This is a genomic window from Shinella kummerowiae, from assembly GCF_009827055.1.
GTDB lineage: Bacteria > Pseudomonadota > Alphaproteobacteria > Rhizobiales > Rhizobiaceae > Shinella > Shinella kummerowiae.
Genome location: NZ_WUMK01000001.1, coordinates 436,361 through 463,011, shown reverse-complemented (window position 1 = coordinate 463,011; position 26,651 = coordinate 436,361). Strand labels below are relative to the sequence as shown.

Here is a 26,651-nt window from a genome sequence, read left to right as displayed (position 1 = left end):
TTAGGCGGCGCTTTGCGCGCCCTTCTGGAAACGGGAAACAAGCTGGATCAGGCCGAGGCAGCCCCAGGTCAAGGCGAAGGACATCACGGCGAGCGCTGCCGGTTCATAGGCACGGTTGGCGCCGAGCAGCTGCATGTACGGGCCGAATGCCGGACGGTTGAGCAGGGCGGCCATGGTAAACTCGCCAATGACGATGGCGAAGGTCAGGAAGGCGCCCGAAAGGACCGCGACCAGCACGTTCGGCAGGATGATCTTGGCAAGGATCGTCGTCCAGCCGGCGCCGAGGCTCTGGGCGGCTTCGGTGAGCGTGGCGATATCGATGGAGCGCAGGCCCGTATCGACCGAGCGGTACATGTAGGGCAGCGCCAGCGTCGCATAGCCGAACATCAAGAGAATGTTCGTGCCCGTCGTCGTGCCGGTCAGCGGCAGCCAGCTCGACGTGTTGTAGAGCCGGATATAGCCGAAGACGATAACAATCGCCGGAATGACGAGCGGCAGCAGCGTGATGAACTCGATATAGGGGCGCAGGCCCGGCAGCTTCAGGCGCACCCAATAGGCCGTGGGCACCACCAGCAGTACGCCGAAGACGATGGTGGCGAGCGCCATCAGGATCGAATAGGTGAAGGTTTCCTGGAAACGCGGGTCGCCGAGCACGACGGCGTAGGCGTCGAGCGAATAGACGCCACGGCGCATTTTCAGGGAAAAGTTCGTCATGCCGAGCAGCGGCAGGATGAAATAGAGCAGCCCGAAGATAAGGGCGCCCCAGGCCCAGAACTTCTTCATTTCAGCCACCTTTCGCTGCGGGCGCGAAGCCAGATGTAGATCGTGTTGGCGATGCCGGTCACGACGATCATGCCGAAGGCGAGTGCGTAGCCGAGATGCGGATTGCCGAGCACGTCGCCGCGGATCTGCGCGAAGAGCAGGATCGGCACGATGTTGAGCGAGGAGCCGGTCAGCGCGATCGCCGTCGCGACGGCGCCGAAGGCATTGGCGAAGAGCAGCGCCAGCGTGCCGAGGAAGGACGGCAGCAGGATCGGGAAGGCGACCATGCGCCAGTACTGCGCATTCGTCGCGCCAAGGATCTGGGCCGCTTCGCGCCATTCGCGCTTCAGGCCGTCGAGGGCCGGCGTGATGATGAGGATCATCAGCGGGATCTGGAAGAACAGGTAGGTGACCGTCAGGCCCCAGAAGGAGAGGATGTTGAAGCCGAGCGCGCGCAGGTCGATACCGATCTGGGTCTTCAGGAAGACCGTGAGCAGGCCGACCGGACCGAGCGTCGCGAGGAAGGCGAAGGCGAGCGGCACGCCGGCGAAGTTGGAGGCGACGCCCGAAAACGTGAGCAGCGGGCCGCGGATCCATTTCGGCAGGCCGCCGAGCACGACGGCGGCGGCGACGGAAAAGCCGATCAGGCAGCCGAGCAGGGCCGAGGCGATGCTGATCTTGATCGAGATCCAGTAGGCCGAAAGGATGGAAGTGGTGAACAGACCCCGGATATTATCCAGGGTGAAGCTCCCGTCGGGTGTCTGGAAGGCGCCGATGACGATGCGCATCGTCGGCATGATCAGGAACAACAGGACGAAGATCGCGAACGGTGCCGCACCCAGCCAATGCAGCGGGAGGCGGAAGGGCGCTCGCGTTTGAGGTGCCGCGGCTGAGCTGTCTGAAGACATCAAGAGAGCCTCATGGGGTTGCCGTCGCCACAACGCCGCGCGCCGTTTCGGCCCGTGGAGCTGCAGTATTTTGAAAAACCTGCATATTCCTCAAATCGGTTCCGCTTTGAGGAATATGCAGGGCGCATATCGAAATCGTCGCCCCGGTTTGTAGGCCGGGGCGACGAAGTATGTCGTTTACTGCACGTTCGCGCCGACGACGCTATCCCATGCGCCGGTGACGGCAGCCTTGTTGGCATCCACTTCCTCGAGCGTCGGGAAGTAGGCCTTCTCATAGGATGCTGCCGGCGGCAGGGCGTCGATCAGGTCCTGCGGAACCTTGCCGGCCTTGACCATGGCGTTGAAGCGCGCCGGATGGCAATAGCCCTTCAGCCAGCCGAGCTGACCTTCGTCGGAGTAGAGGTGTTCCATCCACAGCTTGGCAGCGTTCGGGTGCGGCGCATAGGCCGAGATACCCTGAACGTAGACGCCGGCGAGAATGCCGGTCGCCGGAACGACGACTTCCGTCGGCGGGTTGCCGTTGAGGGTCTTGGCCCAGCCGAGCGCGTTGTAGTCCCAGGCGACGACGATCGGAGTCGAACCCTGAGCGAGCGTGCCGGACTTGCCGATGACCGGAACGAAGTTGCCGGCCTTGTTCAGCTCGGCGAAGTAGGCGAGGCCAGCTTCACCGGCTTCCTTGCCGGACTTCGCACCCTTGCCAAGGCCGGCGGCGAGAACGCCGAGAATGGCCTGGTTCGACGCGCGCGGGTCACCGGCGAGGGCAACCTGACCGGCATATTCCGGCTTCAGGAGGTCGGCCCAGTCCTTCGGCGTGTTGGCAACGAGGTCCTTGTTAACCAGCAGCGACATCACGCCGTAGTAGTCACCGTACCAGAAGCCTTCGGCATCCTTGATGGTGTCCGGGATTTCGTCCCAGGTGGAGACCTTGTAGGGCTGCAGCAGGCCTTCTGCCTTGGCCTGCGGGCCGAAGGCGAGGCCGACGTCGATCACGTCGGGCGACTGCGGGCCCTTGTTGTCCTTGTTGGCCTTGATGGCTTCGATTTCGTCGGCCGAGCCGGCGTCCGGGTTCAGTTCGTTGACCTGGATTTCCGGGTACTTGGCCTTGAAGGAGGCGATGACGTCACCGTAGCCGCACCAGTCGTGCGGCAGCGCGATCGTCGTCAGCATGCCTTCCTTTTTCGCAGCTTCGATGAGCTCGGCGCTCGGCTCGGCGAAGGCGAGCGAGGGAAGCGCGATGGCCAGGGCGGTGGAGAGCGAAAGCAGACGTTTCGTTTGTGACATCACGGGTGTTCTCCTTTGGTGTGTCAGTCAACTTCGGCGAAGCTGATACTGGTGGCAGATGAAGGTTATGTGACAGTTTTGTTTCGGTTTTTTCGTTTGTCTGTCAGGATTTGCCGGGGGCCTCCGGGCGAGGCTTGCGGAAAAGCCGGCTGGCCTCGAAGAGACCCTCCAGCGTCTTCATTCGGTCGCTGGTTTCCTCCCAGCCCGAACTCTGCACCGCTTCGATCAGCGCCTCGACGATGAACAGGGTCACGACGGACGAATCCCACGCCGACGGCGCCTCGATATGGACCCGGAAAACCTTCGCGGCCGCCTTGGCGACGGGCGAGGCCCATTGGTCGGTGAAGAGCACGATTTCCACGCCGCGCTCGCGCGCCGCCCGGCCAAGCGTCTCCATTTCCTGCTCGTAGCGGCGGATATCGAAGATCACCAGCACATCGCCGGCCTTCATGTTCAGCACGTAATGCGGCCAGGAGCTGGGATTGGAGGCGATCTGCGTGACGTTCGGGCGAATGACCTGGAGATGGGTGAAGAGATAGTCGCCAAGCGCCTTCGTGATGCGGCCGCCGATAATGTAGATGCTGCGCTGGCGATCGGCCAAAAGCGTGGCGGCGCTGTCGAATTCGGCCGTTTCCACCTGCGAGAGCGTCTGGCGCAGGTTGGTCATGATCGCGTCGGCGAAGCGGTTCAGGATATGCGTGCCCGGCGCCTTGGCCGCCCAGCGGTCGTGTTTGGTGATCGGGTTCGACAGGGTGGCTTCCAGCTCGTGGTGCAGGCGGGCCTGAAAATCCGGAAAGCCGCGAAAGCCGAGCTTCTGCACCATGCGCGCGACGGTCGGCGTGGATACGCCGGCATTCTCCGCGACAGTGGTGATACTGCCGAGACCGGAGACGGGATAGTTGTCGAGCAACGACGTGGCCAGCTGCCGTTCGGCGCGCGTCAGCGTGTCGAAATGGGCAGCGATCACATCCGACACCGTCATGGATGCTTGGTTGAGAGTCAAATTATTCCCCTGCACCCGGTCTTCGCCGGGGTTTTGGAAATAAAACGCGCTGTCACAATTCGAGTCAAATGTTTTTTTGAAGAGATTTTTTCAACACCCCGTTGACAGCGGCCGAACTGTGAAGAATTCTTTTCAGTAATGACAAAAGCCGGTCGAGGGGATCAGGCTATGGGAATTCTGACTGGAGAGGAGGGCGACCCCGTCGCCCTTGAAAACGCGTCTGCGCGGGGCCGGATCATTCTTGTCTGCGAGCACGCATCGCGTCTTCTGCCCAAATCGCTCGGCACGCTCGGCCTGTCCGAAGAGGCGCTAGCGAGCCATATCGCCTGGGATCCGGGTGCGCTCGCCGTGTCGCGCCTTATGGCGAAGAGCCTTGATGCGACACTGATTTTCCAGCGTTTCTCCCGCCTCGTCTATGATTGCAACCGCCCGCCGGAATCGCCGGCCGCCATGCCGGAGAAGAGCGAGGTTTTCGCGATTTCCGGCAATGCCGGCCTCGATCAGGCGGCGCGCAATGCCCGCACCGAAGCGCTTTACCTGCCGTTCCGCGAAAAACTCTCCCGCCTGGTGAAGGACCGGATGGCGGAGGGCAGGGCGCCGGTGATCGTGACCATGCACAGTTTCACGCCGGTCTATTTCGGCAAGCAGCGGGCGGTCGAGATCGGTGTTCTGCATGATGCCGATGCGCGGCTTGCCGATGCGATGCTGACCGCAGGCACTGGCGGCCTCTACAATATCCGCCGCAACGAGCCCTATGGACCGGAGGACGGCGTGACGCATACGCTGAAGGAGCACGGCCTTTCCAACGGCCTGCTCAACGTGATGATCGAGGTCCGCAACGACCTCATTCGAGACGAAGTCGACCAGAGGGTCGTGGCCGACTATCTGACGGGATTGCTCATCGAGAGCCTTCCCGCCGCATAATCAAGAACAAGACCCGGGGAGCGGCATGGCCGCGGCGCATATCCCACGCATTTCGTGGGCCTCAGACACAGGCGGGCCTCGGCAATTCCGCCAGGGACCAGTCGATACAGGGGAAAAAGATGTCAGATTATTCCGATCACGATAAACATGAGGATATGCAGGTCCTGCATTCCATGGGATACGCGCAGGAACTCGAACGGCGCATGAGCCAGTTCTCGAACTTTGCCGTATCCTTCTCGATCATTTGCATTCTGTCCGGCGGCATCAATTCGCTGGCGCAGGCGACATCCGGCGCGGGGGGCGCCGCGATCGGTATCGGCTGGCCGCTCGGCTGCTTCATCTCGCTCGTCTTCGCCGTGGCGATGGCGCAGATCAGCTCGGCCTATCCGACGGCCGGCGGCCTCTATCACTGGGGCTCGATCCTCGGCAACCGCTTCACCGGCTGGCTGACCGCCTGGTTCAACCTGCTCGGCCTCGTCACGGTTCTCGGCGCCATCAATGTCGGCACCTACTACTTCTTCATGGGTTCGTTCGGCACGCCGTATTTCGGCCTGGAAGACACGACGATGACCCGGATTATCTTCCTGGCGATCATCACCGGCGCACAGGCACTCGTGAACCACATGGGCATCGGCCTCACCGCGAAGCTCACGGATTTCTCCGGCTATCTGATCTTCGCGACGTCGATCCTGCTTGCCATCGTCTGCCTGGCAGCCGCCGACAGCTACGATATCGGCCGCCTCTTCACCTTCTCGAACTTCTCCGGCGAGGCCGGCGGCAATGTATGGCCGGAAAACTCCGGCACTTGGGTGTTCCTGCTCGGCCTGCTTCTGCCGATCTACACGATCACCGGCTATGACGCCTCGGCGCACACGTCGGAAGAAACCGTCAAGGCGGCGACGTCCGTGCCGCGCGGCATGGTCTCCTCCGTCCTGTGGTCGGCGCTGTTCGGCTACATCATGCTGTGCTCCTTCGTGCTGTTGATCCCGACCTCGGTCACCAATGCCGACGGCACGACGACCGATGGCATGGCGGCAGCCGCCGCACAGGGCTGGAACGTCTTCTTCTGGGCAATGGACACGCAGGTGAACCCCGCTCTCAAGGACATCCTCTACTTCCTCATCCTGCTCGCGCAGTGGCTCTGCGGCCTTGCCACGGTTACCTCGGTATCGCGCATGATCTTCGCGTTCTCGCGTGACGGCGGCCTGCCGTTCTCGCGCGGCCTGTCGAAGGTCAGCCCGAGCTACCGCACGCCGGTTTCGGCGATCTGGACGGGCTCGATCCTCTCGGTGCTGTTCGTCTGGGGTTCCTCGCTGGTCTCCATCGGCGAGACGCCGGTCTACACCGTCGTCGTGTCGTGCACGGTCATCTTCCTGTTCTTCTCGTTCGCGATCCCGATCGCGCTCGGCCTCTTCGCCTGGGGCACCTCGAAGTGGGACAAGATGGGTCCGTGGAACCTCGGCGAAGGCGTCTTCAAGCTGTTTGCCATCCTGTCGATCATCGCCATGGCGCTGATTTTCATCCTCGGCATCCAGCCGCCGAACGACTGGGCGCTCTACATCACCGTGGGCTTCCTGGTGCTGACCGCGGTCATCTGGTTCGGCTTTGAAAGCCGTCGCTTCAAGGGCCCGCCGATCGGCGACGAAGTCGTCCGCCGCAAGGCCGAAATCGCCGCCGCCGAAAAGGCTGTCGGCCAGGTCTGATCATTTTCAGCGCGGGGGCCGCGCGTGCGGCCCCCGTTTTCATTTCCGACCGACGCGCGGCGACTGCCGGGCACCATTTCTGGGACCAAGAACCATGAGCATGACCTACACATTCGATGACCTGAAGAAGGATGTTGCCGAGGGCCGCATCGACACCGTTCTCGCCTGCCTCGTCGACATGCAGGGCCGCCTCATGGGCAAGCGTTTCCAGGCGCAATATTTCGTCGAAAGCGCCTACGAGGAAACGCATAGCTGCAACTACCTGCTCGCCACCGACATGGAGATGGAGACCGTCTCCGGCTACAAGTCGACGAGCTGGGCCGCCGGCTACGGCGACTATACGATGAAGCCGGACCTCGCCACGCTGCGCAAGCTGCCCTGGCTCGAAGGCACGGCGCTGGTGCTCTGCGACGTGCTCGATCATCACACACATGCGGAAGTGCCGCATTCGCCGCGCGCCATCCTGAAGAAGCAGGTGAAGCGGCTGGAGGCCCTGGGCCTCAAGGCCTTCATGGCAAGCGAGCTTGAATTCTTCCTCTTCGACCAGTCCTTCGACGATGCGCGCGAAAGCGGCTACCGCGACCTGCGTCTCGCTTCGGGCTACAACGAGGACTACCACATCTTCCAGACCACCAAGGAAGAGGACGTCATGCGCGCATTGCGCAACGGCCTGCAGGGCGCCTGCATCCCGGTGGAAAACTCCAAGGGCGAGGCCTCGCCCGGCCAGGAGGAAATCAACGTGCGCTATGCCGAGGCGTTGACGATGGCCGACCGGCATTCGATCATCAAGAATGCCACCAAGGAAATCGCCTGGCAGCGCGGCAAGTCCGTGACCTTCCTGGCCAAATGGAACTACACCGCCGCCGGCTCCTCCTCGCATATCCACCAGTCGCTGTGGAGCCTGGACGGCAAGGAGGCAAAATTCTTCGACAAGGACGCCAAATACGGCATGTCGGAGCTGATGCGGAACTATGTCGCCGGCCTGCTCGCCCATGCAAGCGAGATCACCTACTTCCTCGCGCCCTATATCAATTCCTACAAGCGCTTCGTCGCTGGCACCTTTGCGCCGACCAAGGCGATCTGGAGCAAGGACAACCGCACCGCCGGCTACCGCCTGTGCGGCGAGGGCACCAAGGGCATCCGCATCGAGTGCCGCGTCGGCGGCTCCGACCTCAATCCCTATCTCGCGATGGCTGCACTGCTTGCGGCCGGCATTGCCGGCATCGAGGAGAAGCTGGAGCTTGAAGCACCCTTCGTCGGCGATGCCTATGGCGGTAAGGACGCCCGCGAGATCCCGAAGACGCTGCGCGGCGCAACGGCCGCACTGACCGAGTCCAAGATGTTGCGCGAAGCTTTCGGTGATGACGTCATCGACCACTATGTCCGCGCCGCCGAATGGGAGCAGGAAGAGTACGACCGCCGCATCACCGATTGGGAGGTGGCGCGCGGCTTCGAGAGAGCGTAAGGCTCAAGCCAGTCAAGGTTGAACCGGCCCCGGCGAATAAGCCTCCAGGGATATTTGCCATGTGGCCGGATCGGCTATTGTCCGGCGCGAAAATTCATATCGGAAACAGGAAATCGATCATGACTGTGATCAAATGCATATCCCCCGTGGACGGCTCGGTTTACGCTGAGCGTGAGGCGATGCCGCTGGCCGCCGCGCAAGAGGCTGTCGCTCGCGCCAAAAAGGCGCAGAAGTCCTGGGCGAAACGCCCGCTGGAAGACCGTATCCAGCTCGTTCTGAAGGGTGTCGCCCGCGTCAACGAGATGGCCGAAGAGATCGTGCCGGAAATCGCCTGGCAGATGGGCCGCCCGGTCCGCTATGGCGGCGAGTTCAAAGGCTTCAACGAACGCTCCAACTACGTTGCCGAGATCGCCGGCTCGTCGCTTGCGCCGATCGTCATCGAGAACAGCGAGCGCTTCGAGCGCCGTATCGAGCGCGAGCCGCACGGCGTCGTCTTCGTTATCGCGCCGTGGAATTATCCCTACATGACGGCGATCAACACGATCGCGCCGGCGCTGATGGCCGGCAATGTCGTCATCATCAAGCATGCGGCCCAGACGCTGCTCGTCGGCGAGCGCCTCGTGCGCGCCTTTGCCGAAGCCGGTGTGCCGGAAGACGTCTTCCAGAACGTCTTCCTCGACCATGATACGACCTCGGCGCTGATCGCCGGCAATGCGTTCGATTTCGTCAACTTCACCGGCTCCGTCGAAGGCGGCCGTTCGATCGAGCGCGCCGCTGCCGGCACCTTCACGCCGGTCGGCCTGGAACTCGGCGGCAAGGACCCGGGCTACGTCATGGAGGACGCGGACCTCGACGCCGCCGTCGACACGCTGATGGACGGCGCGACCTACAATTCGGGCCAATGCTGCTGCGGCATCGAGCGCGTCTATGTGAACGAGAAGCTCTACGACGCCTTTGTCGAGAAATCGGTCGCCTGGATATCCAACTACAAGCTCGGCAATCCGCTCGATCCGGAAACGACACTCGGCCCGATGGCGCACAAGCGCTTTGCCGCGACCGTGCGCTCGCAGATCGCCGATGCGGTTTCGAAGGGCGCCAGGGCGCTGATCGATCCCAAGCTCTTCCCGGCCGATGATGGCGGCGCCTATGTCGCCCCGCAGGTTCTCGTCGATGTCGACCATTCGATGGAGTTCATGACGGAAGAGACCTTTGGCCCGGCCGTCGGCATCATGAAGGTGAAGAACGACGCGGAAGCGCTCGCCCTGATGAACGACTGCAAATACGGCCTCACCGTCTCGCTCTGGACGAAGGATTCTGATCGCGCGGCGACGATTGCCCGTGATCTCGAAACCGGCACCGTGTTCCAGAACCGCGCCGACTACCTCGACCCGGCGCTCTGCTGGACCGGCGTGAAGGAAACGGGCCGTGGCGGTTCGCTCTCCGTCATCGGTTTCCACAACCTCACCCGACCGAAATCCTATCACTTCAGGAAAGCTTAAAGAGCATGACTATCACCGCCAACTGGAGCTACCCGACCGCGATCAAGTTCGGGGCGGGCCGCATCAAGGAACTCGCCGACCACTGCAAGGTGGTCGGCATGAAGAAGCCGCTGCTCGTCACCGACCGCGGCCTCTCGACGATGCCGATCACGCAGGGCGCGCTCGATATCCTCGCCGCAGCCGGCCTCGGCCGTGCGATGTTCGCGGAGGTCGATCCCAACCCGAACGACAAGAACCTCGAGGCCGGCGTCAAGGCCTTCAAGGATGGCGGCCATGACGGCGTCGTCGCCTTCGGCGGCGGCTCGGGCCTCGATCTCGGCAAGGCGATCGCCTTCATGGCTGGGCAGACCCGCCCGGTCTGGGATTTCGAGGACGTCGGCGACTGGTGGACCCGCGCCAATTCCGATGGCATCGCGCCGATCATCGCCGTGCCGACAACGGCTGGCACCGGTTCGGAAGTCGGTCGCGCCTCGGTCATCACCAACTCCGAGACGCACACCAAGAAGGTCATCTTCCATCCGAAGTTCCTGCCTTCGGTGACGATTTGCGACCCGGAACTAACGGTCGGCATGCCGAAGGTCATCACGGCCGGCACCGGCATGGACGCATTTGCCCATTGCCTCGAAGCCTATTGCTCGCCGTTCTACCATCCGATGAGCCAGGGCATCGCCCTTGAGGGCATGCGCCTCGTCAAGGAATTTTTGCCGCGCGCTTACAAGGACGGCACGGACATCGAGGCGCGCGCGCATATGATGTCGGCCGCTGCCATGGGGGCCGTCGCCTTCCAGAAGGGGCTTGGCGCCATCCACTCGCTGTCGCACCCGGTCGGCGCGATCTACAACACGCATCACGGCATGACCAATGCCGTCGTGATGCCGCCGGTCCTGACCTTCAACCGCCCGGCCATCGAGGCGAAGATCGTCAGCGCAGCTGCCTATCTCGGGATTGCCGGCGGCTTCGACGGCTTCTTCGACTATGTGTTGCACCTGCGCGAAGAGCTCGGCGTGCCGGACAAGCTGTCGGCGCTCGGCGTCGGTACGGACCGGATCGATGAAATGTCCGAAATGGCGATCGTCGACCCCACGGCTGGCGGCAATCCGGTGGAGCTGACGCTCGACGCGGCCAAGCGCCTGTTCGCCGAGTGCATCTGAGGACAGCGCTTTTAAAACCGGGGGTGGCGATCAACCGATCGCCACCCCGATTTTTTATTACAATTATTACGAATTGCGCCGCATGATGATTGTCATCAGAATGTCATGCAACCGTCATGATCTGCGCCGCTCCGGCGTCTCATGGCGGTTTGATGCGGCGGTACGATCATGGCAGTCATATCGATAGCGAACGCCAAGGGCGGTTCGGGCAAGACGACGGCGGCGGTCCTGCTGGCCACCGAACTTGCGCAACGCGGTTTGCGCACCGCGCTTCTCGATTGCGATGAACTGAAGCTGGCGGCAAGCTGGGTGCGTGCCGCAAGGCTCGGCGAGGGGCTGACGCTGCTGGACAATGTCGCCGTCTTCAATCTTGCGGCTCATCTCAAAACCTTGCGAAGCAGCCATGACCACGTCATCATCGACCTCTCGGGCGCGCGCGATGCTCTGGTCGCGTTTGCCGCCGGCCTTTCCGATCTCGTGCTGGTGCCTGTGCAGGGCTGTGCGATGGACAGCCGTGGCGCGGCGCATGTGCTGGAGTTGATCGAACTCGTCAGCGCCAATGCGCATGTGCCGATCAAGCGGGCGGTGGTGCTGTCGCGCGTCAATCCGCTCGTCACCACCCGCGCCTTGCGCAATGTGAAGGCCGTGCTGGACGCGGCACGAATTCCCGTCGTCGGCACGCCTGTCATCGAACGCAGCGCCTTCCGCGACATGTTCGAGACGGGCGGCACGCTCTATTCGATGAATGGTGGCCGGGTGAGCAATCTCGACAAGGCGATCCTCAACATGCAGGTTCTTGCCGATGACGTGCTGCGTCTCGTCGGTGTCGAGGAGGCGAGCAAGATCTGGGCGAGGGCGGTTCCTGCCGCTCCGGCGCGCGTCGGTTTGCCTTCTCCGGCTCCGGTGGGCCTGCCGGCAGCGCCCTGATTTCTTACCGTTAACAATTGACACGTGCGCGCAGAACGCTGGTTTTCCAGGCTTTCTTCCGGCAATCGGCACGCGTCGGTCTTCGTCTCATTAATCTTCGCGATGCGGAAATTTCCATTTCGTTAACCATGTTTTGAAAGGTTTAAGTAAGCGGGCGCCATTTGCACAGGGTCGCCTGACGAGAGCGATGAGCACGCTCGCAGCATTCACGGGGAAAGACATGCCAGTCATCACATTTGCCAATGCCAAGGGCGGCGCGGGCAAGACCACCGCGGCCCTCATCCTGGCCACAGAGCTTGCCAGCCAGGGCCACCGCATCACCATTCTCGACGCGGACCCGCAGCGCTGGATCAGCCACTGGCACGAGATTTCCGGCCGCCAGCACAACATCGCCGTCATCTCGGAAGTCTCGATGGCGTCCATCCAGTGCCATATCCGCGAGAATCGCGACACGACCGACTATTTCATCATCGACCTCGCCGGTGCCCGCGATGCGCTGGTCGCCACCGCCATTGGTCTCTCGGATCATGTGATGATCCCGGTGCAGGGCTGTGCGATGGATGCGCGCGGTGCCGCACAGATCCTCGAACTGCTGAAGCAACTGGACGAGAAGGCGGGCATCCGCATCAGCCATTCGGTCGTGCTCACCCGCATGAATTCGATGGTGACGACACGCGCCATGACCGCCATCAAGGCATTGCTGTCATCGCGTGGTGTAGCCGTGCTGGACACGCCGATCGGCGAGCGTACCGCTTTCCGCGATATTTTCGACTGTGGCGGCACGCTGTATTCGATGGATCCGGCCAGGGTGAGCAACCTCGATAAGGCCCGCGAAAACGCCCGGCTCTTCGCCGAGGAAGTGCAGCGCCTCATGCCGACGCGCACGCGGGTTTCCCCGGCGCGCGGCTTCTTCCGCACGATTTCGCGCGCGGCTTGAGTCAGCAGATTTGACGAAAGGCAGGAACGGCTGCGACCAAATGCGCAGCCGTTGCCCCCATTCGATGCAAGGCCTGGTAAGAAACAATTTACCATGCCCAACCTAGTGATATTGCGTCTGAAAGCTGTCCTCGAAGGCTCTTTGTCTTCGGCGTGATCCATGAGGGATCGCGGGCGCGAGCGAGCCATCTGGCATTGCCGTCCCGATAGAGCGTTGTCGCTTTCCCCAGTTTCTCGTGTTGCCAGGATACCCAATCGGAATGAAGCCAGCCCCGCAAACCGCCAGCCAAAACCACGATATCGCGCGCCGTCTGGACTATCTCGGCCTGGACGAACCGGCGCTGAAACGGTTGCGCAGCCTGAAGCCCTTCATCGAGAAGGAGCTCGGTCCGGCGCTCGACAAATTCTACGCCATCGTGCGCAAGAGCCCGGAAGTCAGCCACCTCTTTTCGAACGACGCGCATATCGACCGTGCGAAGACTGCGCAGCTCGGTCACTGGGCAAATATCGCTGCCGGCGACTTCACCCATGACTATGCCGCGAAGGTGCAGACGATCGGCCATGTGCATGCGCGCATCGGCCTGGAGCCGCGCTGGTATATCGGCGGCTACGCGCTGATCGTCGAACACCTGCTGGCCGAAGCGGCGAAGTCGCTCTGGCCGAAGCCGGGGTTTTTTGCCCGCCAGGAGATCGGGCCGGAGGAATTCGCCGCCAAGTTTTCCAGCCTGCTCAAGGCCGTGTTCCTCGATATGGATCTCTCGATCTCCGTCTACATGGACACATCCGACGTCACCAAGCAGAAGGCGGTGCAGGCGCAGGTCGTTGCCGAGGAGCGCAAGATCGTCGGCGACAGTTTCGGTGCGGCGCTGAAGCGGATTTCGGATGGCGACCTCACGGCGCGTATCACCGGGCCGCTGCCGGAAGCCTATGAGACGTTGCGCGAGGATTTCAACCACGCCATTTCCACGCTCTCGCAGGCCATCGGCAACATTGGCGTCGGCGCGGGCTCCATCCACCTGAGTGCGCAAGAGATCGCGGCCGCCTCCGACGATCTCGCCAAGCGCACGGAGCGGCAGGCCGCCAATCTCGAGGAAACCGCGGCCGCCGTCGAAGAGGTGACGACCACCGTGCGCCAGACGGCGCAGAGCGCCAACGAGGCGAATGCGCTCGTCATGGCGGCGCGTGACAATGCGCAGCGCGGCGGCGAAGTCGTTGAACATGCGATTGTCGCGATGGGCGAAATCCAGGCCTCGTCCTCGGCCATCGCCAACATCGTCGAGGTCATCGACGAAATCGCTTTCCAGACCAATCTCCTGGCGCTGAATGCCGGCATCGAGGCCGCACGCGCGGGCGAGGCGGGTCGCGGCTTTGCGGTCGTGGCGTCGGAGGTGCGTGCGCTTGCCCAGCGGTGTGCCGATGCGGCAAAGGACATCCAGGATCTCATTGCCAAGTCGCATGGCCAGGTCGAGGACGGCGTGCGTTCGGTCAACGAGGTTGCGCAGTCGCTGCGCCAGATCGTGTCGCAGGTCGTGGACGTGAGCGCGGTCTTCAACACCATCCGCTCCAGCACCGCGGAGCAGGCAACGGGTCTCCAGGCGGTCAATCAGGCGGTGAACGCGATGGACCAGATCACCCAGCAGAATGCCGCGATGGTCGAACAGGCCAATGCCGCGAGCCAGGCGCTGACGCAGGAGGCGGCCTCCATCGCCGCCCAGCTCAGCGCTTTCCGCACCGGCGGTACAGCGCAGCCCGCGCACGGCTCAGGTTACAGCCGCGCCGCCTAAGCCCTTGGGACGGCGCAAAAAGGCCGGGCAGCGCCACGCTGCCCGGCCTTTGTTATTTCTGCATCCGCGTTTTCAGAAGGTCCATCAGGGCGCCGTCGCGTGGCAGCGAAGCGGCCTTGCCCTGTTCCTTGAGCCAGTAGAACTGGCCGGGCTTCACTTTTGCCGAAAGCTCGTAATCCATGCCTTCCCATTCGTCTTCGCGGAAGGAATAGAAGGCCCAGTGTCCACCCTTTGCCTCGACGGCATCCATGACGTCGGTGAGGTAGGTGCCGCAATCGGCCCAAAGCCGCATGCAGCCGAATTCAGCGGCGACGACGCGCGTTGGCGGCAGGCCTTGCGTCTTCGCCCAGTCGAAGGCCGTGTTGATATGGTCCGCGACCGCATTGCGATCCCACGTCATGGTGCCGCCAGCATAATTCGTGGTGGCGCCGGGATACCGAAGCGGCGTCTCGCGTTTCATGTTTGGCGCGCTCGTCGCGTTATAAGGCTCGTACATGTGGAAGGCATAGAGCACCTTGTCATCGGCGAGCCGCTTCGGCCAGGCGGCGAGCGCGCGCGGATTGGCGTAATAACCGCCATCGACCATCACCGGCGTGACCGGATCGACTTTGCGGATCGCCTTGATGATGCGCGTATAGAGTTTTGGCAGGTCGCGCGGCCCGCCGCTATTCTTCTCCTGCCAGGCCCGGATGTCGGCCATCGTGCCGTTTTCGGCAAGCCCCGTCGTCTTTTCCGGTGCCGGTTCGTTGATGAGGTTGTAACCGGCGACGGCGGGGTGGTCCTTCAGCGCGGTGGCGAGATCGCTCCAGAATTCTACGGCCTGATCGGCGAAGGCTCGATCCGACCAGAGCCGGTCGTCGAATGCGCCGTCGTTCTGCTGCTTCCAGCGCGCGCCGGGCAGGCTGAGCGGCGTCAGCACGACCTTGAGGCCGGCTGCGTGCGCGGCATCGAGTGTTTCGCGCAGCCTGGCGAGGTCTTTCGGTGGCAGTCCCTTATAGTGGTCGGCATCGCCGAGCAGGGTGTCGCGGCCTTCGCCCTTCCATTTGCTGAAGGTGAGGCGCACCCAGGTCGCGCCGGTTGCGGCGAGCGCGTCGAAGTAGGCCTTGTCCGGTTCGCTGGCGTTGAAGCTGTTGCCGCCTCTTTGCGGCGTGTCCCAGAAGGTCATGAGATCGGCAGCGGAGGCGGCCTGCGGCATCGCGCCGGCAAGCGCGAGGCAAAGGACGGCGGAGCGGAATTTTTGCAGCATGGGATACCGAATTAGCGGGGATAGGCGAGGGGCCACGCCATTTGTGGCCGTCGCTGCTTCGCCGCCAAAACGGGCGTTTTCCGGTTTGCATCATGGCGGAAGCGGATTTTCCACCGGAAAAACAAAAGCCGGCCCTGAAAAGCCGGCTTTGCCTGTTCATTTCCGGCGCTGTCAGTCGACGAATTCGACCGTGACGCCGGCGCTTGTCATCTTGGCAAGTTCGGTCGCATCCCAGTTGGTCAGGCGGATGCAGCCATGGCTCTGGGTCTTGCCGATCTTCGACGGGTCCGGCGTGCCGTGGATACCGTAGGTCGGCTTGGAAAGGGCGATCCAGACCGTGCCGACCGGGCCGTTCGGGCCGGGCTGCAGGGTCAGCACCTTGTTGTTGGCGCCCTGCTGGAAATTGATTTTCGGATTGTAGGTGTAGCCGGGATTGAGCGCGATACGCTCGACCGTCACCAAGCCCGAGGGCGACGGCGTGTCGGCGGAGCCGATGCTGGCCGGGTAGGCGGCAATCAGCGTGCCATTCTCATCATAGGCGAGCACCTGCTTGCGGCCCTTGTCGGCGAGGATCTTCGCGACCTTGCCGGTTTTCTTCTCGCCGGTATCGACGACCTTGATGATCGTGCCGGGGATCGTGAAATCGACGCCCGGGTTGATATCCTTGAGATAGGCCTCGTCCATATGGAACTTTTCGGCCAGCATCTCGATCGTCGAGGTGAAGGAGAGGTGCGGCAGCGCGGCCTTTTCCGCATAGTCGCTCGGAATGGAAGCAACGTAGGGGCCGGCCGCGTCAGCAGCGCTGATCTCGTAGGTGGTGAAGGCCATGCCGCCGGAGAGGCGCAGGCGCTCCAGAATATCGTCGGCATTGTTCGGGTCCAGCGTTTCGCCAGTGCTGTTCTGCCAGGCCTCGATCGCCTTGATGACGTTGGAGCCCTTCTTGCCGTCGATCACGCCCGGCGAAAAGCCTTCGCGGTCGAGAAAGACCTGAAGGGCGGTAATTTCCGCGGAGGACAGCTTGCCGAGCGCCGTCGCCGGCTCGAATTTCGGACCGGGCACGTATTCGGCATTGGGATCGATGCCGTTTTCGGGCAGGGCGGCGCTGTCGTCGTTTCCGTTGAGGTCCGGTAAGGGCTGCGAGCCGCCGAAATCGGCGTCCGGCAGCGTCTGGCGTTCGATATCACCCGGCAGGGCCTCGCGCATTTCCGGCACGGAACTGGTCGTCAGTTCGTCGCCATAGTCGGATTCGGGTGCTGGCGGGAAATAATCCGGGCTGGTTTCGGGATAACCGGGCACCGCGCGGTAACGGTCCCGGCGTGGGCGATAGTCATCACCGCCACGGGCGAAATAGCGGTTGGCGGGCATGGCGGTGGCAACCACATTGCCCCAGTCGTCGACGTAGACCGTGCGGCCGCGGTTGTCGCGCATCACGCGCATACCGGCGTCGGGAACATAGTCCAGAATATCGCCATTCGGCGTGATCAGCACGGTATCGGCTGACGAATAGCGCTGCTGGGCAAAGGCGGGCATGGCGGCGATTCCCAGAATGGATGCCGCTGCGAGGAGTGAAACGCTTGTTTTAAAAATAGAATTCACGGCTCTTGACCTGCCAGCTTGCACGTATCGTGCGGACGGAACACTTCAATTCAGACCTTAATATGGAAAAACTGAATCGATGGTGAACGTTGCGTCAACATAGACTGCAAAAACTTGTGACCGGCCGTGATGGTTCCGTGGAAAGATCGAGGCAGAGGTGGCGCGACCCATGGTCTTGCGGACGCCTTGCCACTAGCATGCATGCCTCTCACCGCTTTCCACCGGAGCCCCGGATGACCTTCGCCTTGACTGCCGACACGCCCGAGCAATCGTTTCGCATCGACCTGACGCCGCAATCGGTGCTCGATATTGGAAGCGCGGTTTTCCACGGTGTCGATCTTTCGCCGGGCTCCACCGTTCCCACGGATGGCGATCCGCGCATCGACAAGGCGCTGCGAGGGTTCCTGTTCACCTGCGGGCCGGATCATATCCGCCATCCCGTGCCGATTGAGGGAGCATCCGACGGGCGGCGTTACCCGCTGCACGGCTCGCTGTGCTCGAACCCGGCGCAGGATATCCTGATCGAGGAGGACGAGGGGGAGGTGATCTGCGAGGGACATGTTGCGGTTTCGGTGGCGCAGGGCGGGTCGGCCACGCTTGCCCGCCGCTGGCGTGCGGACCGGCGCGTTGGCCACATTGCCCTCGACGACGTCATCAGCAACACCGGGGACACGTCCTGGCCGCGCTTCGCCATGTATCACATCAATTTCGGCACTGGCCTCTTCGACGAAAACACCCGGCTGACAGGCACCATGCTGCCGGGCGGTAGCCAGCCGTGGCGGTTCGGTGATGGCGATACGCAGATATTCTGCGTCCCGGCGGCCGAGACAGCGGAGCATGGCTGGGCGGAAGTCACGGTCGGGCCGATTGCCGCGCTGGACGGGCGCAGCGTCCATATCCGCTTCCGTACCGATAGCCTGCCTTATCTTCAGGTCTGGCGAAACCAGTCGCCGGGTTCGGCCGTGCTGGGTATCGAGCCGGTCTCGCACCGGTTTGCGCCGCGCGACGCGCTGATTGCAGCAGGGGACGCACCGGATTTCAATCCCGGTGAAAGTGCCAGCTACGGCCTTGCCTTCGAGATCCGCTAGATTTCGCACGATTGACGCTCTGGCAGTGCACGCTTAAACGGTGAGCGCACCCATTTCGAAAGGACCCACCCATGGATATCCGCGCGATCAACGACGAATATTCCGTCTCCGGCCAGATCACCGTGGAAGATCTCGACGCTGTTGCCGCTTTGGGCTTCAAATCCATCGTCTGCCACCGCCCGGATCACGAGGAAGCGGGCCAGCCGGATTTCTCGGTGATTGCTGCCCGCGCCAAGGAACTCGGCATCGGGACGGCGCATGTGCCCGTCGGCCCGATGGGCGTGACCGCCGAAGCGGTGAACGGCATGGTCGACGCGCTGGATGACCTGCCGCGCCCGATGCTCGGATATTGCCGTTCCGGCATGCGCTCGACGAAAACCTACGAGCAGGCCCAGCGCCTTCGCGACTGAGGGTTAGCTAGTCCCTCATCCCGCTGCCGCGACCTTCTCCCCGCAAGTGGGGAGAAGGGAGATGGGGCACTGTCTCAGTCTCACTCATGGGATGATGTTTGGTCCGGCATACCCCTTCGCCCCGCTTGCGGGGAGAAGGTGCCGGCAGGCGGATGAGGGGCGTTGACACCCCTCGCCAGCCTACTTCCCGCTGCGAATATCCGAGAGTGTGCGCATCGGCGTGATCGCTTCCGGATCGAGTTTCACCTCGATGATTGCCGGCTTGCCGCTGGCGCGGGCACGCAGGAACGCGGCCGCGAAATCCTCGGTCTTTTCCACCGTCTCGCCATGGCCGCCATAGGCGATGGCGAGTGCCGCGAAATCAGGGTTGGTGAGGTCCGTGGCGCTGACCCGGCCTGGATATTCCCGTTCCTGGTGCATGCGGATCGTGCCGTAGATGCCGTTGTTGACGATGACGGTGATGATCGGAAGCTTGTAGCGCACGGCGGTCGCGAATTCCTGCCCGTGCATCATGAAGCAGCCATCACCGGCAAAGCAGATGACCTCGCGATCGGGGTGAAGCTGCTTGGCGGCGACCGCGGCCGGCAGGCCGTAGCCCATCGAACCGGAGGTCGGGGCGGCCTGCGTGGCGAAGCGGCGGAAGCGGTGGAAGCGGTGCACCCAGGTGGCGTAGTTGCCGGCGCCGTTGGTGAAGATCGTGTCTTCCGCGGTGTTGTTCTCCAGCCAGGCCATGATCGGCCCCATCTGCACGTCGCCCGGACCGGTCATCGGCGGGGTCGACCATTTGAGATAGCTTTCATGCAGGGCGGCGGTGCGGTCAGCCCAGCGCGGTGCCATCTTCGGCGCGAGGCCTTCCAGTGCTGCGACGAAATCGTCCGGTGCGGCGCAGATCGCCAGATCGGGGCGATAGACGCGGCCGAGTTCCGACGGATCGGGATAGACATGCACCAGCTTCTGCTGCGGGTAGGGCACTTTGAGCAGGCTGTAGGTGGAGGACGGCATTTCGGAATAGCGGCCACCGAGCAGGACGACGAGGTCCGCCTCGCGGATCTCCTTGCCCAGCGCGGGATTGATGCCGATGCCGGAATCGCCCGCATAGTTCGGGTGCTGGTGATCGAACAGCATCTGCCGGCGGAAAGAACAGGCGACGGGCAGCGACCAGCGTTCGGCAAAGGCCGTGAAGGCCGCAACGCTTCCCTCCGACCAGCGCGTGCCGCCGAGGATGACGAGAGGGCGTTCGGACGCTTCGAGCAGGCTTGCCAGTTCCGCCATCTGCTTGCGGCCCGGATGCGCCTCGACCGGCATATAGGGCTTCGCGGCGACCGTCTCGACCGTATCCGTCAGCATGTCTTCCGGCAGTGCCAGCACGACGGGGCCGGGCCGGCCGGAGGTGGCGACAGCGAAGGCACGGGTGACGAATTCCGGAATGCGGCGTGCATCGTCGATTTCCGCCACCCATTTGGCGACCTCGGTGAAAGCGCGGCGGTACTCGACCTCCTGGAAGGCTTCGCGCTCGCGCGCGTCGCGCTGCACCTGGCCGATGAACAGGATCATCGGAATGGAATCCTGCCGCGCGATGTGCAGGCCGGCCGATGCGTTCGTGGCGCCGGGGCCGCGCGTGACCATGCAGATGCCGGGCTCGCCGGTGAGCCTGCCCCAGCAATCCGCCATCATCGCCGCGCCGCCTTCCTGGCGGCAGACGAGCACGTCGACATTTGTATCGTGCAGCGCATCGAGCACCGCGAGGTAGCTTTCGCCCGGCACGCAGGCGACACGCTTGACGCCGTTGGCTACGAGGGCGTCGACGATCAACTGGCCACCGGTCTTCATGCGCTGTTCTTTCCTGCTTCGAGAGTGCTGAGCTCCGCCATGACGGCAGCGGTATGTTCGCCAAGCCGCGGGCTCGGCCGGATGTAGGCGAGCGGTGTGCCGGAAAACACGATGGGTGTGCGCACACCCGGGATGAGGTTGCCCTCGGCATCCGGCAGATCGACGCGCAGCCCGCGCGCCTTCACCTGCGGATCGTCGAAGGTTTCGGCAATGGAGTTGATCGGCCCCGCCGGCACGCCCTCGCGCTCGCAGGCATCGAGCAGGTCGGCCTTGGTGATGCCGGCCGTCGCGCCCGTGACGAGGCGGCGAACCTCGTTGCGGTAGGCGACACGGGCGCGGTTCGTCGCAAAGCGTTCGTCCTCGCCCACGCCATCGAGCTTCAGGATGCCGCAGAGCTTTCGGAACTGCCCGTCATTGCCGACCGCGAGGATGATGTGCCCGTCGGATGTCGGCACGACCTCGTAGGGCGAGATGTTCGGATGCGCATTGCCGAGCCGGTTCGGCGCGGTGCCGGAGGCGAGAAAATTCATGTTCTGGTTGGCCATGACGGCCGACTGCACATCGAGCAGCGCCATGTCGACATGCTGGCCTTCACCGGTCTTCATGACATGAATGAGGGCAGCCTGGATGGCGGTGACGGCATAGATGCCGGTAAAGATGTCGGCGATGGCGACGCCTGCCTTCATCGGCTCGCCGTCGGGCGCGCCCGTCACCGACATGAAGCCGGACATGCCCTGCACGATGTAGTCGTAGCCGGCGCGGGCCGCATAGGGACCGTCCTGGCCGAAGCCGGTGATCGAGCAATAGACGAGTTTCGGGTGCTTTTGCGCGAGGCTCCGGTAGTCGAGCCCGTATTTCACGAGGCCGCCCACCTTGAAGTTCTCGATGACAACATCGGCGGTCGCAATCAGCCGGTGGACGACATCCCGGCCTTCTTCCGTCTTGAGATCGACGGCGATGGAGCGCTTGCCGCGGTTGGTGGAGTGGTAGTAGGCGGCGGACAGGTTTTCGCCGTCCTTGCCCGTCACGAAGGGCGGCCCCCAGGCGCGTGTATCGTCGCCGCCATCGGGGTTTTCGATCTTGATGACGTCCGCGCCGAGATCGGCCAGCATCTGGCCGGCCCAGGGGCCTGCGAGAACCCGCGCCAGTTCGATAACCCGGATGCCGGCAAGCGGCAGGTTCGTTTTCTCCATCGTGCACTCCTCCTCGACGGGGCCGCGACGCAGCACGCCGCCGGGCTTTTCGCCCATTTTCACTCTGGATAACAAAAAGCCGGCGGGCACGATAGCGGGAGGGGATCAGGACATCATGACGGCTGAGACTGACATGATGCCTCATGCGTTTTCGTCAGATCGGCGCGGAGACGGGTGGTGTCGTCGCCATCTTGTTCAGTTGCCGCTCGCGCCAGATGACATAGAGGCCGGAGGCGATGATGATCGCGATGCCGAGCCATTTCACCGCGTCCGGCAGGTGACCGAACACCCACCAGCCCAGGATGGTGGCCGAGACGATCTCCAGATATTGCAGCGGGGCGAGCGTGGAGGCGGGGGCCGAACGATAGGCATAGACGCCGAGCACGCCGGCAATGGTGGCGGCGACGGCGGCACCGGCAATATAGAGCGTGTTCGTTGTGTCCGGCATGACCGGGGTCAGGAACGGGATGCCGACACTGTTGCCGAAGAGGAGTAGCAGGCCCGAGAAAAGCCCGCCCCACAGGCCCGCATAGAACTGCATCGACCAGGGATCCTCCTTCTGGGCGACGAGGCGGGTCAGCATGAAGAAGAGCGCAAGCGAGAAGGCCGAGACGACCGGCAGCAGCGCAATCGGGCCGACTTCCTGCAGGCTCGGCTGGATGACGAGCAGCGAGCCGAAAAACCCCACGCCGCAGGCCGTGTAGCGCCGCCAGCCGATGGTTTCCTTCAGCACGATCGAGCCGAGGATCGTCAGGATGATCGGTTCGACGAAGAAGATGGCGATGGCATCGGCCACCTCCATGACGGCAAGCGGCGTCACGAAGGTGATCATGGTGATGGCCATCAGCAGGCCGCGCGTGGCATGCAGGCCCATCTTCCTCCAGGTCACGTCGAAAAGCGTGCCGCGCAGCAGGCAGATCGGCCCCAGCACTGTCATCTGGAAGAGCAGGCGCACGAAGGTGATTTCGGTTGCGGGGACCGAGGTGACCGCGAGCTTGGCAAAAATGTCGATGATCGGCGAGATCAGCACCGAAAGCACCATGAGGAAAAGCCCGAGACCGATCTCGTGGCGCAGCGGCGTGATGGCGGATTGGGTCATGCGTGTTCCGGGGTTCGGGGCCTTTCGCCTGCGACGCGCTGGCACCAGCCGGCAAAGGCTTCGATGGCGGGGTCGCGCAACGCCGGGCTTTCATTCAGCGTTTCGTGGCGCATGCCGGGATAGACGATCGTCGTGACGTCCTCAAGCCGCGATTTCTTCAGCCGCTCGGCGAACGCCAGGGTTGCGCGCCCGAGATTGGTCGCGGGGTCCTCGGCGCCGCCGACGAGGTGGATCGGCAATCGCTTGGGCAGGCGGGCGAGGCCCACCGCGGAGGCGTTGGCGAAGGTGACGGCGAAGATATCGATCCACATCGAGACATTGACGTCGAAGCCGCAGAGCGGATCGGCGATGTAAGCGTCGACTTCGGCGGCGTCGTGCGACAGCCAGTCGAATGCCGTGCGCCGCCCGATGATGGATTTGCCCCAGGCATCGAAGGTAAGGCGCGGCAACACGCTGCTTGGAACGTCCGAGCCTTTCAGCATGCGCTCTGCCGCCAGCACGGCTTGTGCAATGCGTCCCGCCAGCCCTGGTTCCAGGTTCGAGTTCCAGACGGCGAGTGCATCGATGTCGCTTGGGTGGGCTTCGGCGAAGGCGAGGGCAAGCAGTCCGCCCATCGAATGGCCGAAGAGCACGATTGGCAGGCCCGGATGCCGGCTGGCCGCATGGTCGCGCACCGCATGCATGTCGGCAATGACGCGGCTTAGGCCGTCTCGTGGGGCGAACTGCCCGAGGGGCGCATCCGGTGCGGTGGTAAAGCCATGACCGCGATGGTCATGCGCATAGACGTGGAAACCTTGTGCGGCCATATGCGACGCAAACCGGGCGTAGCGTGCGCTGTGCTCGGCAAGGCCATGGCTGATGAGGAGAATGCCGCGCGCCTCCCCACGGGCTGCCTCGTGCCGCAGCGCAAGCGTCGCCCCGCTCGGGCTTTTGAGCGTCTCGGCTTCTGAAAACACGGCTGTTCCTCCCGTTTGCCAAAGCTCAACGCGATTTGCCGTGCAAAGACAATGGGATGCGACGTGTATTTTTTGAAGCTCTCCCGTTTTTCGCGATTTTTCAGATTCCTGGTTGCATTTTCCTGATTTTTGGTTGCATATGATCTTGTTTTGTTCTCGTGCGGAGGGCTGGTCATGAAGACAAATGCTGCACTGATTTTCAACGCCGTTTTGTTGTTTTGCGTCGTGTGTGTCTTCTCTATCGCGGGCGCCGGTCTCGCTGTCGCCCAGTCGGCGCCCGCAGGCGGCGGCCAACGAGAGGTCCTCGTTGTCAGCTGGCAGCCCGGTTATTGCGCAGCACGGCCGAAGAGCCGCGGCTGTGCGGATTTTTCCGCGGCGTCCGCGTCCGCGCGGCAACTGTCGCTGCTCAGCCGCTTCCAGGTGCGCAAGAGCTATTGCGGCATCGAAGCCGACCTCAAGCAGAAGGCGCGCAAGGGCAAGTGGACGGATCTGCCGGAGATTACGCTCGCCTCCGGCACGAAAGAGCGCCTGCTGGCCGCCATGCCCGCCGCGCGCCTTGGCCTCGACCGTCAGCAATGGCTGAGAAGCGGCAGCTGCGTCGCCGCCTCGGCAGAAGTCTATTACAGCCGTTCGCTGGACCTGATGGACCAGCTGAATGCCTCGCCGGTGCGGGCGCTGTTCATGCAAAAGGCCGGCGGCACCCTGTCGCTTACGCAGGTCCGGGCGGCTTTCGACCAGGCCTTCGGCGCCGGCGCTGGCGAACGGGTGCGGCTCAGCTGCCGCAAGGCCGACGGCAAGACGCTCATCGTCGGCCTGACGATCGGCCTTGCCGCGGGCGAGGGTAAACTTGCGCAGTTGATCGATGGGTCATCGCCGACGAAGTCGCGTTGCACCGAAGGGGACCTGGGCATGGGGCAGGCGGGCTAGCCGCCGCCCGGGTCTATGTTTCCGCGAAGGCGCCGTTGCTTTTGGCCTCGACGGCAGGAATGGGAGCCTGCAACGCAATTTTAAGCCGGCCCGCCCTATCGTCCGGATCGCAAGAGATGCGGGGCAGGGTGATGGCGGGTGGTGTTTCCGAGGCGGACATTGGGGCCGGCACGCTGGATGCCGTCTCCGCGACGCGATCCTTCGGTGTCGTCTTCGCAACGAGCCTCCTGATCGTGCTCGCTGACTTCGCCGATGGCAGCCTCTTCAATGTCGATGTCGATGACCAGCTTCGCGAATTGCAGATCCGCTTCCTGCTGTCGGAAAAGGGCAGTTGGTACGATCCGACGCTGCCCTTTATCGCGATGCCGGATCCTTATCTCTCTCCCTGGTCGCGCCTCGTCGATCTTCCCTATGTCGTGATCGCCAAGGGCCTGTCGCTTGTGATGCCGGCGGGGCAGGCGCTGCAGGCGGCCTTCTGGATCTGGCCGCTGGTCATGCTGGCGATTTTCAGCCTGCTTGTGACATCGCTTGCAACGCGGCTGTTCGGTGGATCGGCGCTTCCGCAGCGCACGCGGATGATCACGCTCGCCCTGATGACCATGTTCATGGCGATCGCGGTTCTGGAATTCGTGCCTGGGCGCATCGATCACCACAATGTGCAGATCCTCTGCCTGCTTGCGATGGCTCTCGGTCTCTGCCGGTGGGACCGGACGGGTGGGGTTCTGATCGGCCTTGCAAGCGCCGCGTCTCTCATCGTTGGCCTCGAAGGCCTGCCATTCGTTGCTTTTGCCTATTCGGCACTTGTCATTGCCTTTGTGCTTGAAGTTCGCGGCGCGCGAGCGGTGGTGTGGGCGGCCTCGCTTGCCATGTTCGCCGCAACGGTGGTCGGTGCCGTCGCCTTTCTCGGTGGTCCCGGCATGCTGTCGGTGCAATGCGACGCCTTTTCGGCGCCCTACATTGCCCTGATGCTCGGCTTTTCCGGCATTCTCGGACTGTGCTGCATTCTGGTGCGCAGTCACGCCTTGGTGCGCCTTGCTGCCTTGGCCGTGCCGTCTGTTGCTCTTCTCGGCGCCACCGGCTTCAGCTTCCCTGCCTGCCTTGCCGGCCCCTATGCCGTGATCGACCCGCTGTCGCAGGCCTATTGGTTCGACAGGATATGGCAGGAGCACAGCATCCTGTCTTTCTATGCAGGCGAGCGCTATAGCCTCATCGTGCTGTTCGCCCTGCTGGCGGCGGCGCTGCTTGCCGTCATGCCTCTGGCCGTGCGGCAGGCCCGTGTCGCCTTTGCGCCGTGGCTGGTTGTCTATGGCCTGGCCGTGCTCGCTCTCGTCCTGACCATCCTGCAAACGCGCTATATCCGCTTTCCCGTTGCGCTCGCGCCGCTGTTCCTGCCGGTTTTGCTTGGCTGGGCGTCTGATGGTGCCGAGCGGAAGTACAGCAGCCGCGCGATCATTGCGGCCGTAACCCTTTGCTGGGCCATTTTGGCCGGATTGTTCTTTGTCGTGCCGCCGTTCCAGCCCGCGGCCGATGTCGTGGACTACATGGCGAGCGATCAATGCGCCGGGCAGGATTTTTCCGTGCTTGCTACCGCCACGCCGGGGCGGATCGCCGCGCCGAATGGCGTCGGCATGTCGATCCTGTTTTCCGCGCCGGATGGATTTTCGGTCGCGGCGCTGCCGTTCCACCGGGCTTCGCCCGGCATGAAGCGGATGTACGAGGCGTTTCTGTCCAGCGATTCCGCCACCCGCAGGGCAGCACTGGCGCCGTTCGACTATGTCGCGGTGTGCCGGTCTCCACTGAAAGTCGACGCGGAACGTGCGCCGCTCTATGCCGCCCTGTCGGCGGGACGGGACTGGCCGGGCCTCGTGCGCATGCAATCGCCGCACGAATCCGACTTTCAGCTCTTCCGCATCGACCACGCCGCCTTGCGATAGGGGCAGGCAGTAAGGCGGAAAGATTCCGG

General features: G+C 63.3%; 22 protein-coding genes. 12 read left to right on the top strand and 10 right to left on the bottom strand.

Going from position 1 to position 26,651, the window contains the following annotated elements:
- From GR138_RS02140 to GR138_RS02125, 4 genes are all read right to left on the bottom strand, one after another.
- A complete protein-coding gene (locus GR138_RS02140; RefSeq protein WP_160856957.1) occupies window positions 1-783 on the bottom strand; it encodes an ABC transporter permease in 783 nt (260 codons plus the stop codon).
- Complete coding sequence (locus GR138_RS02135) at window positions 780-1,670, bottom strand: ABC transporter permease (RefSeq protein WP_160856956.1); 891 nt, start codon at window positions 1,668-1,670, stop codon at window positions 780-782. The genes GR138_RS02140 and GR138_RS02135 overlap by 4 nt, the downstream gene beginning before the upstream one ends.
- A gap of 177 nt (window positions 1,671-1,847) precedes the next feature.
- Window positions 1,848-2,951 carry an ABC transporter substrate-binding protein gene (locus tag GR138_RS02130; RefSeq protein WP_202402469.1) on the bottom strand — a complete coding sequence of 368 codons (1,104 nt, stop codon included), beginning with the start codon at window positions 2,949-2,951 and terminating at the stop codon, window positions 1,848-1,850.
- Between the two features lie 103 nt (window positions 2,952-3,054).
- Window positions 3,055-3,933: a MurR/RpiR family transcriptional regulator gene (locus GR138_RS02125; RefSeq protein ID WP_160857401.1), complete on the bottom strand. Its 879-nt coding sequence runs from the start codon at window positions 3,931-3,933 to the stop codon at window positions 3,055-3,057.
- Window positions 3,934-4,122: 189 nt separating this feature from the next.
- On the opposite strand from GR138_RS02125, the gene GR138_RS02120 reads away from it, so the two are divergent.
- From GR138_RS02120 to GR138_RS02085, 8 genes are all read left to right on the top strand, one after another.
- Window positions 4,123-4,878: an N-formylglutamate amidohydrolase gene (locus GR138_RS02120; RefSeq protein WP_160856954.1), complete on the top strand. Its 756-nt coding sequence runs from the start codon at window positions 4,123-4,125 to the stop codon at window positions 4,876-4,878.
- Window positions 4,879-4,997: 119 nt separating this feature from the next.
- The gene (locus tag GR138_RS02115; protein WP_160856953.1) at window positions 4,998-6,581 is read left to right on the top strand and encodes an amino acid permease; all 1,584 of its coding nucleotides are present in this window, start codon (window positions 4,998-5,000) and stop codon (window positions 6,579-6,581) included.
- 100 nt (window positions 6,582-6,681) lie between these two features.
- Window positions 6,682-8,046 (top strand): glutamine synthetase family protein, encoded by a 1,365-nt coding sequence (locus GR138_RS02110; RefSeq protein WP_202402501.1) that lies wholly within the window; start codon window positions 6,682-6,684, stop codon window positions 8,044-8,046.
- A 119-nt stretch (window positions 8,047-8,165) separates the two neighbouring features.
- Window positions 8,166-9,545 carry an aldehyde dehydrogenase family protein gene (locus GR138_RS02105; RefSeq protein ID WP_160856951.1) on the top strand — a complete coding sequence of 460 codons (1,380 nt, stop codon included), beginning with the start codon at window positions 8,166-8,168 and terminating at the stop codon, window positions 9,543-9,545.
- Between the two features lie 5 nt (window positions 9,546-9,550).
- On the top strand, window positions 9,551-10,696 hold the full coding sequence (locus GR138_RS02100; protein ID WP_160856950.1) for an iron-containing alcohol dehydrogenase: 1,146 nt from the start codon (window positions 9,551-9,553) through the stop codon (window positions 10,694-10,696).
- A 168-nt stretch (window positions 10,697-10,864) separates the two neighbouring features.
- Window positions 10,865-11,623, top strand: coding sequence for a ParA family protein (locus GR138_RS02095; RefSeq protein WP_160856949.1), 759 nt, complete (start codon window positions 10,865-10,867; stop codon window positions 11,621-11,623).
- 220 nt (window positions 11,624-11,843) lie between these two features.
- Complete coding sequence (locus GR138_RS02090; RefSeq protein WP_160856948.1) at window positions 11,844-12,560, top strand: ParA family protein; 717 nt, start codon at window positions 11,844-11,846, stop codon at window positions 12,558-12,560.
- Between the two features lie 259 nt (window positions 12,561-12,819).
- The gene (locus GR138_RS02085; protein WP_160856947.1) at window positions 12,820-14,343 is read left to right on the top strand and encodes a globin-coupled sensor protein; all 1,524 of its coding nucleotides are present in this window, start codon (window positions 12,820-12,822) and stop codon (window positions 14,341-14,343) included.
- A gap of 52 nt (window positions 14,344-14,395) precedes the next feature.
- On the opposite strand, the gene GR138_RS02080 is transcribed toward GR138_RS02085, so the two are convergent.
- Both GR138_RS02080 and GR138_RS02075 read right to left on the bottom strand, forming a co-directional pair.
- Window positions 14,396-15,589 (bottom strand): glycoside hydrolase family 5 protein, encoded by a 1,194-nt coding sequence (locus GR138_RS02080; protein WP_160856946.1) that lies wholly within the window; start codon window positions 15,587-15,589, stop codon window positions 14,396-14,398.
- 171 nt (window positions 15,590-15,760) lie between these two features.
- Window positions 15,761-17,119 carry a L,D-transpeptidase family protein gene (locus tag GR138_RS02075; protein WP_160856945.1) on the bottom strand — a complete coding sequence of 453 codons (1,359 nt, stop codon included), beginning with the start codon at window positions 17,117-17,119 and terminating at the stop codon, window positions 15,761-15,763.
- A 299-nt stretch (window positions 17,120-17,418) separates the two neighbouring features.
- On the opposite strand from GR138_RS02075, the gene GR138_RS02070 reads away from it, so the two are divergent.
- Window positions 17,419-18,273: a DUF4432 family protein gene (locus tag GR138_RS02070; RefSeq protein WP_160856944.1), complete on the top strand. Its 855-nt coding sequence runs from the start codon at window positions 17,419-17,421 to the stop codon at window positions 18,271-18,273.
- Window positions 18,274-18,344: 71 nt separating this feature from the next.
- Entirely contained in the window at window positions 18,345-18,683 is a 339-nt protein-coding gene (locus GR138_RS02065; protein WP_160856943.1) for a protein tyrosine phosphatase family protein, read from the top strand.
- Window positions 18,684-18,863: 180 nt separating this feature from the next.
- On the opposite strand, the gene GR138_RS02060 is transcribed toward GR138_RS02065, so the two are convergent.
- From GR138_RS02060 to GR138_RS02045, 4 genes are all read right to left on the bottom strand, one after another.
- A complete protein-coding gene (locus tag GR138_RS02060) occupies window positions 18,864-20,513 on the bottom strand; it encodes a thiamine pyrophosphate-binding protein (RefSeq protein ID WP_160856942.1) in 1,650 nt (549 codons plus the stop codon).
- Window positions 20,510-21,763: a succinate--glutarate CoA-transferase gene (caiB, locus tag GR138_RS02055; protein ID WP_476749637.1), complete on the bottom strand. Its 1,254-nt coding sequence runs from the start codon at window positions 21,761-21,763 to the stop codon at window positions 20,510-20,512. The genes GR138_RS02060 and caiB overlap by 4 nt, the downstream gene beginning before the upstream one ends.
- A gap of 97 nt (window positions 21,764-21,860) precedes the next feature.
- Entirely contained in the window at window positions 21,861-22,805 is a 945-nt protein-coding gene (locus GR138_RS02050; RefSeq protein WP_160856941.1) for a DMT family transporter, read from the bottom strand.
- A complete protein-coding gene (locus GR138_RS02045) occupies window positions 22,802-23,761 on the bottom strand; it encodes an alpha/beta fold hydrolase (protein WP_160856940.1) in 960 nt (319 codons plus the stop codon). Before GR138_RS02045 ends, GR138_RS02050 begins: the two co-directional genes overlap by 4 nt.
- Before the next feature lie 174 nt (window positions 23,762-23,935).
- Between GR138_RS02045 and GR138_RS02040 the strand changes: the two genes are divergently transcribed.
- Complete coding sequence (locus GR138_RS02040; protein WP_160856939.1) at window positions 23,936-24,688, top strand: ribonuclease T2 family protein; 753 nt, start codon at window positions 23,936-23,938, stop codon at window positions 24,686-24,688.
- 116 nt (window positions 24,689-24,804) lie between these two features.
- Window positions 24,805-26,622 carry a hypothetical protein gene (locus GR138_RS02035; protein WP_246200254.1) on the top strand — a complete coding sequence of 606 codons (1,818 nt, stop codon included), beginning with the start codon at window positions 24,805-24,807 and terminating at the stop codon, window positions 26,620-26,622.
- Window positions 26,623-26,651 lie beyond the last annotated feature (29 nt).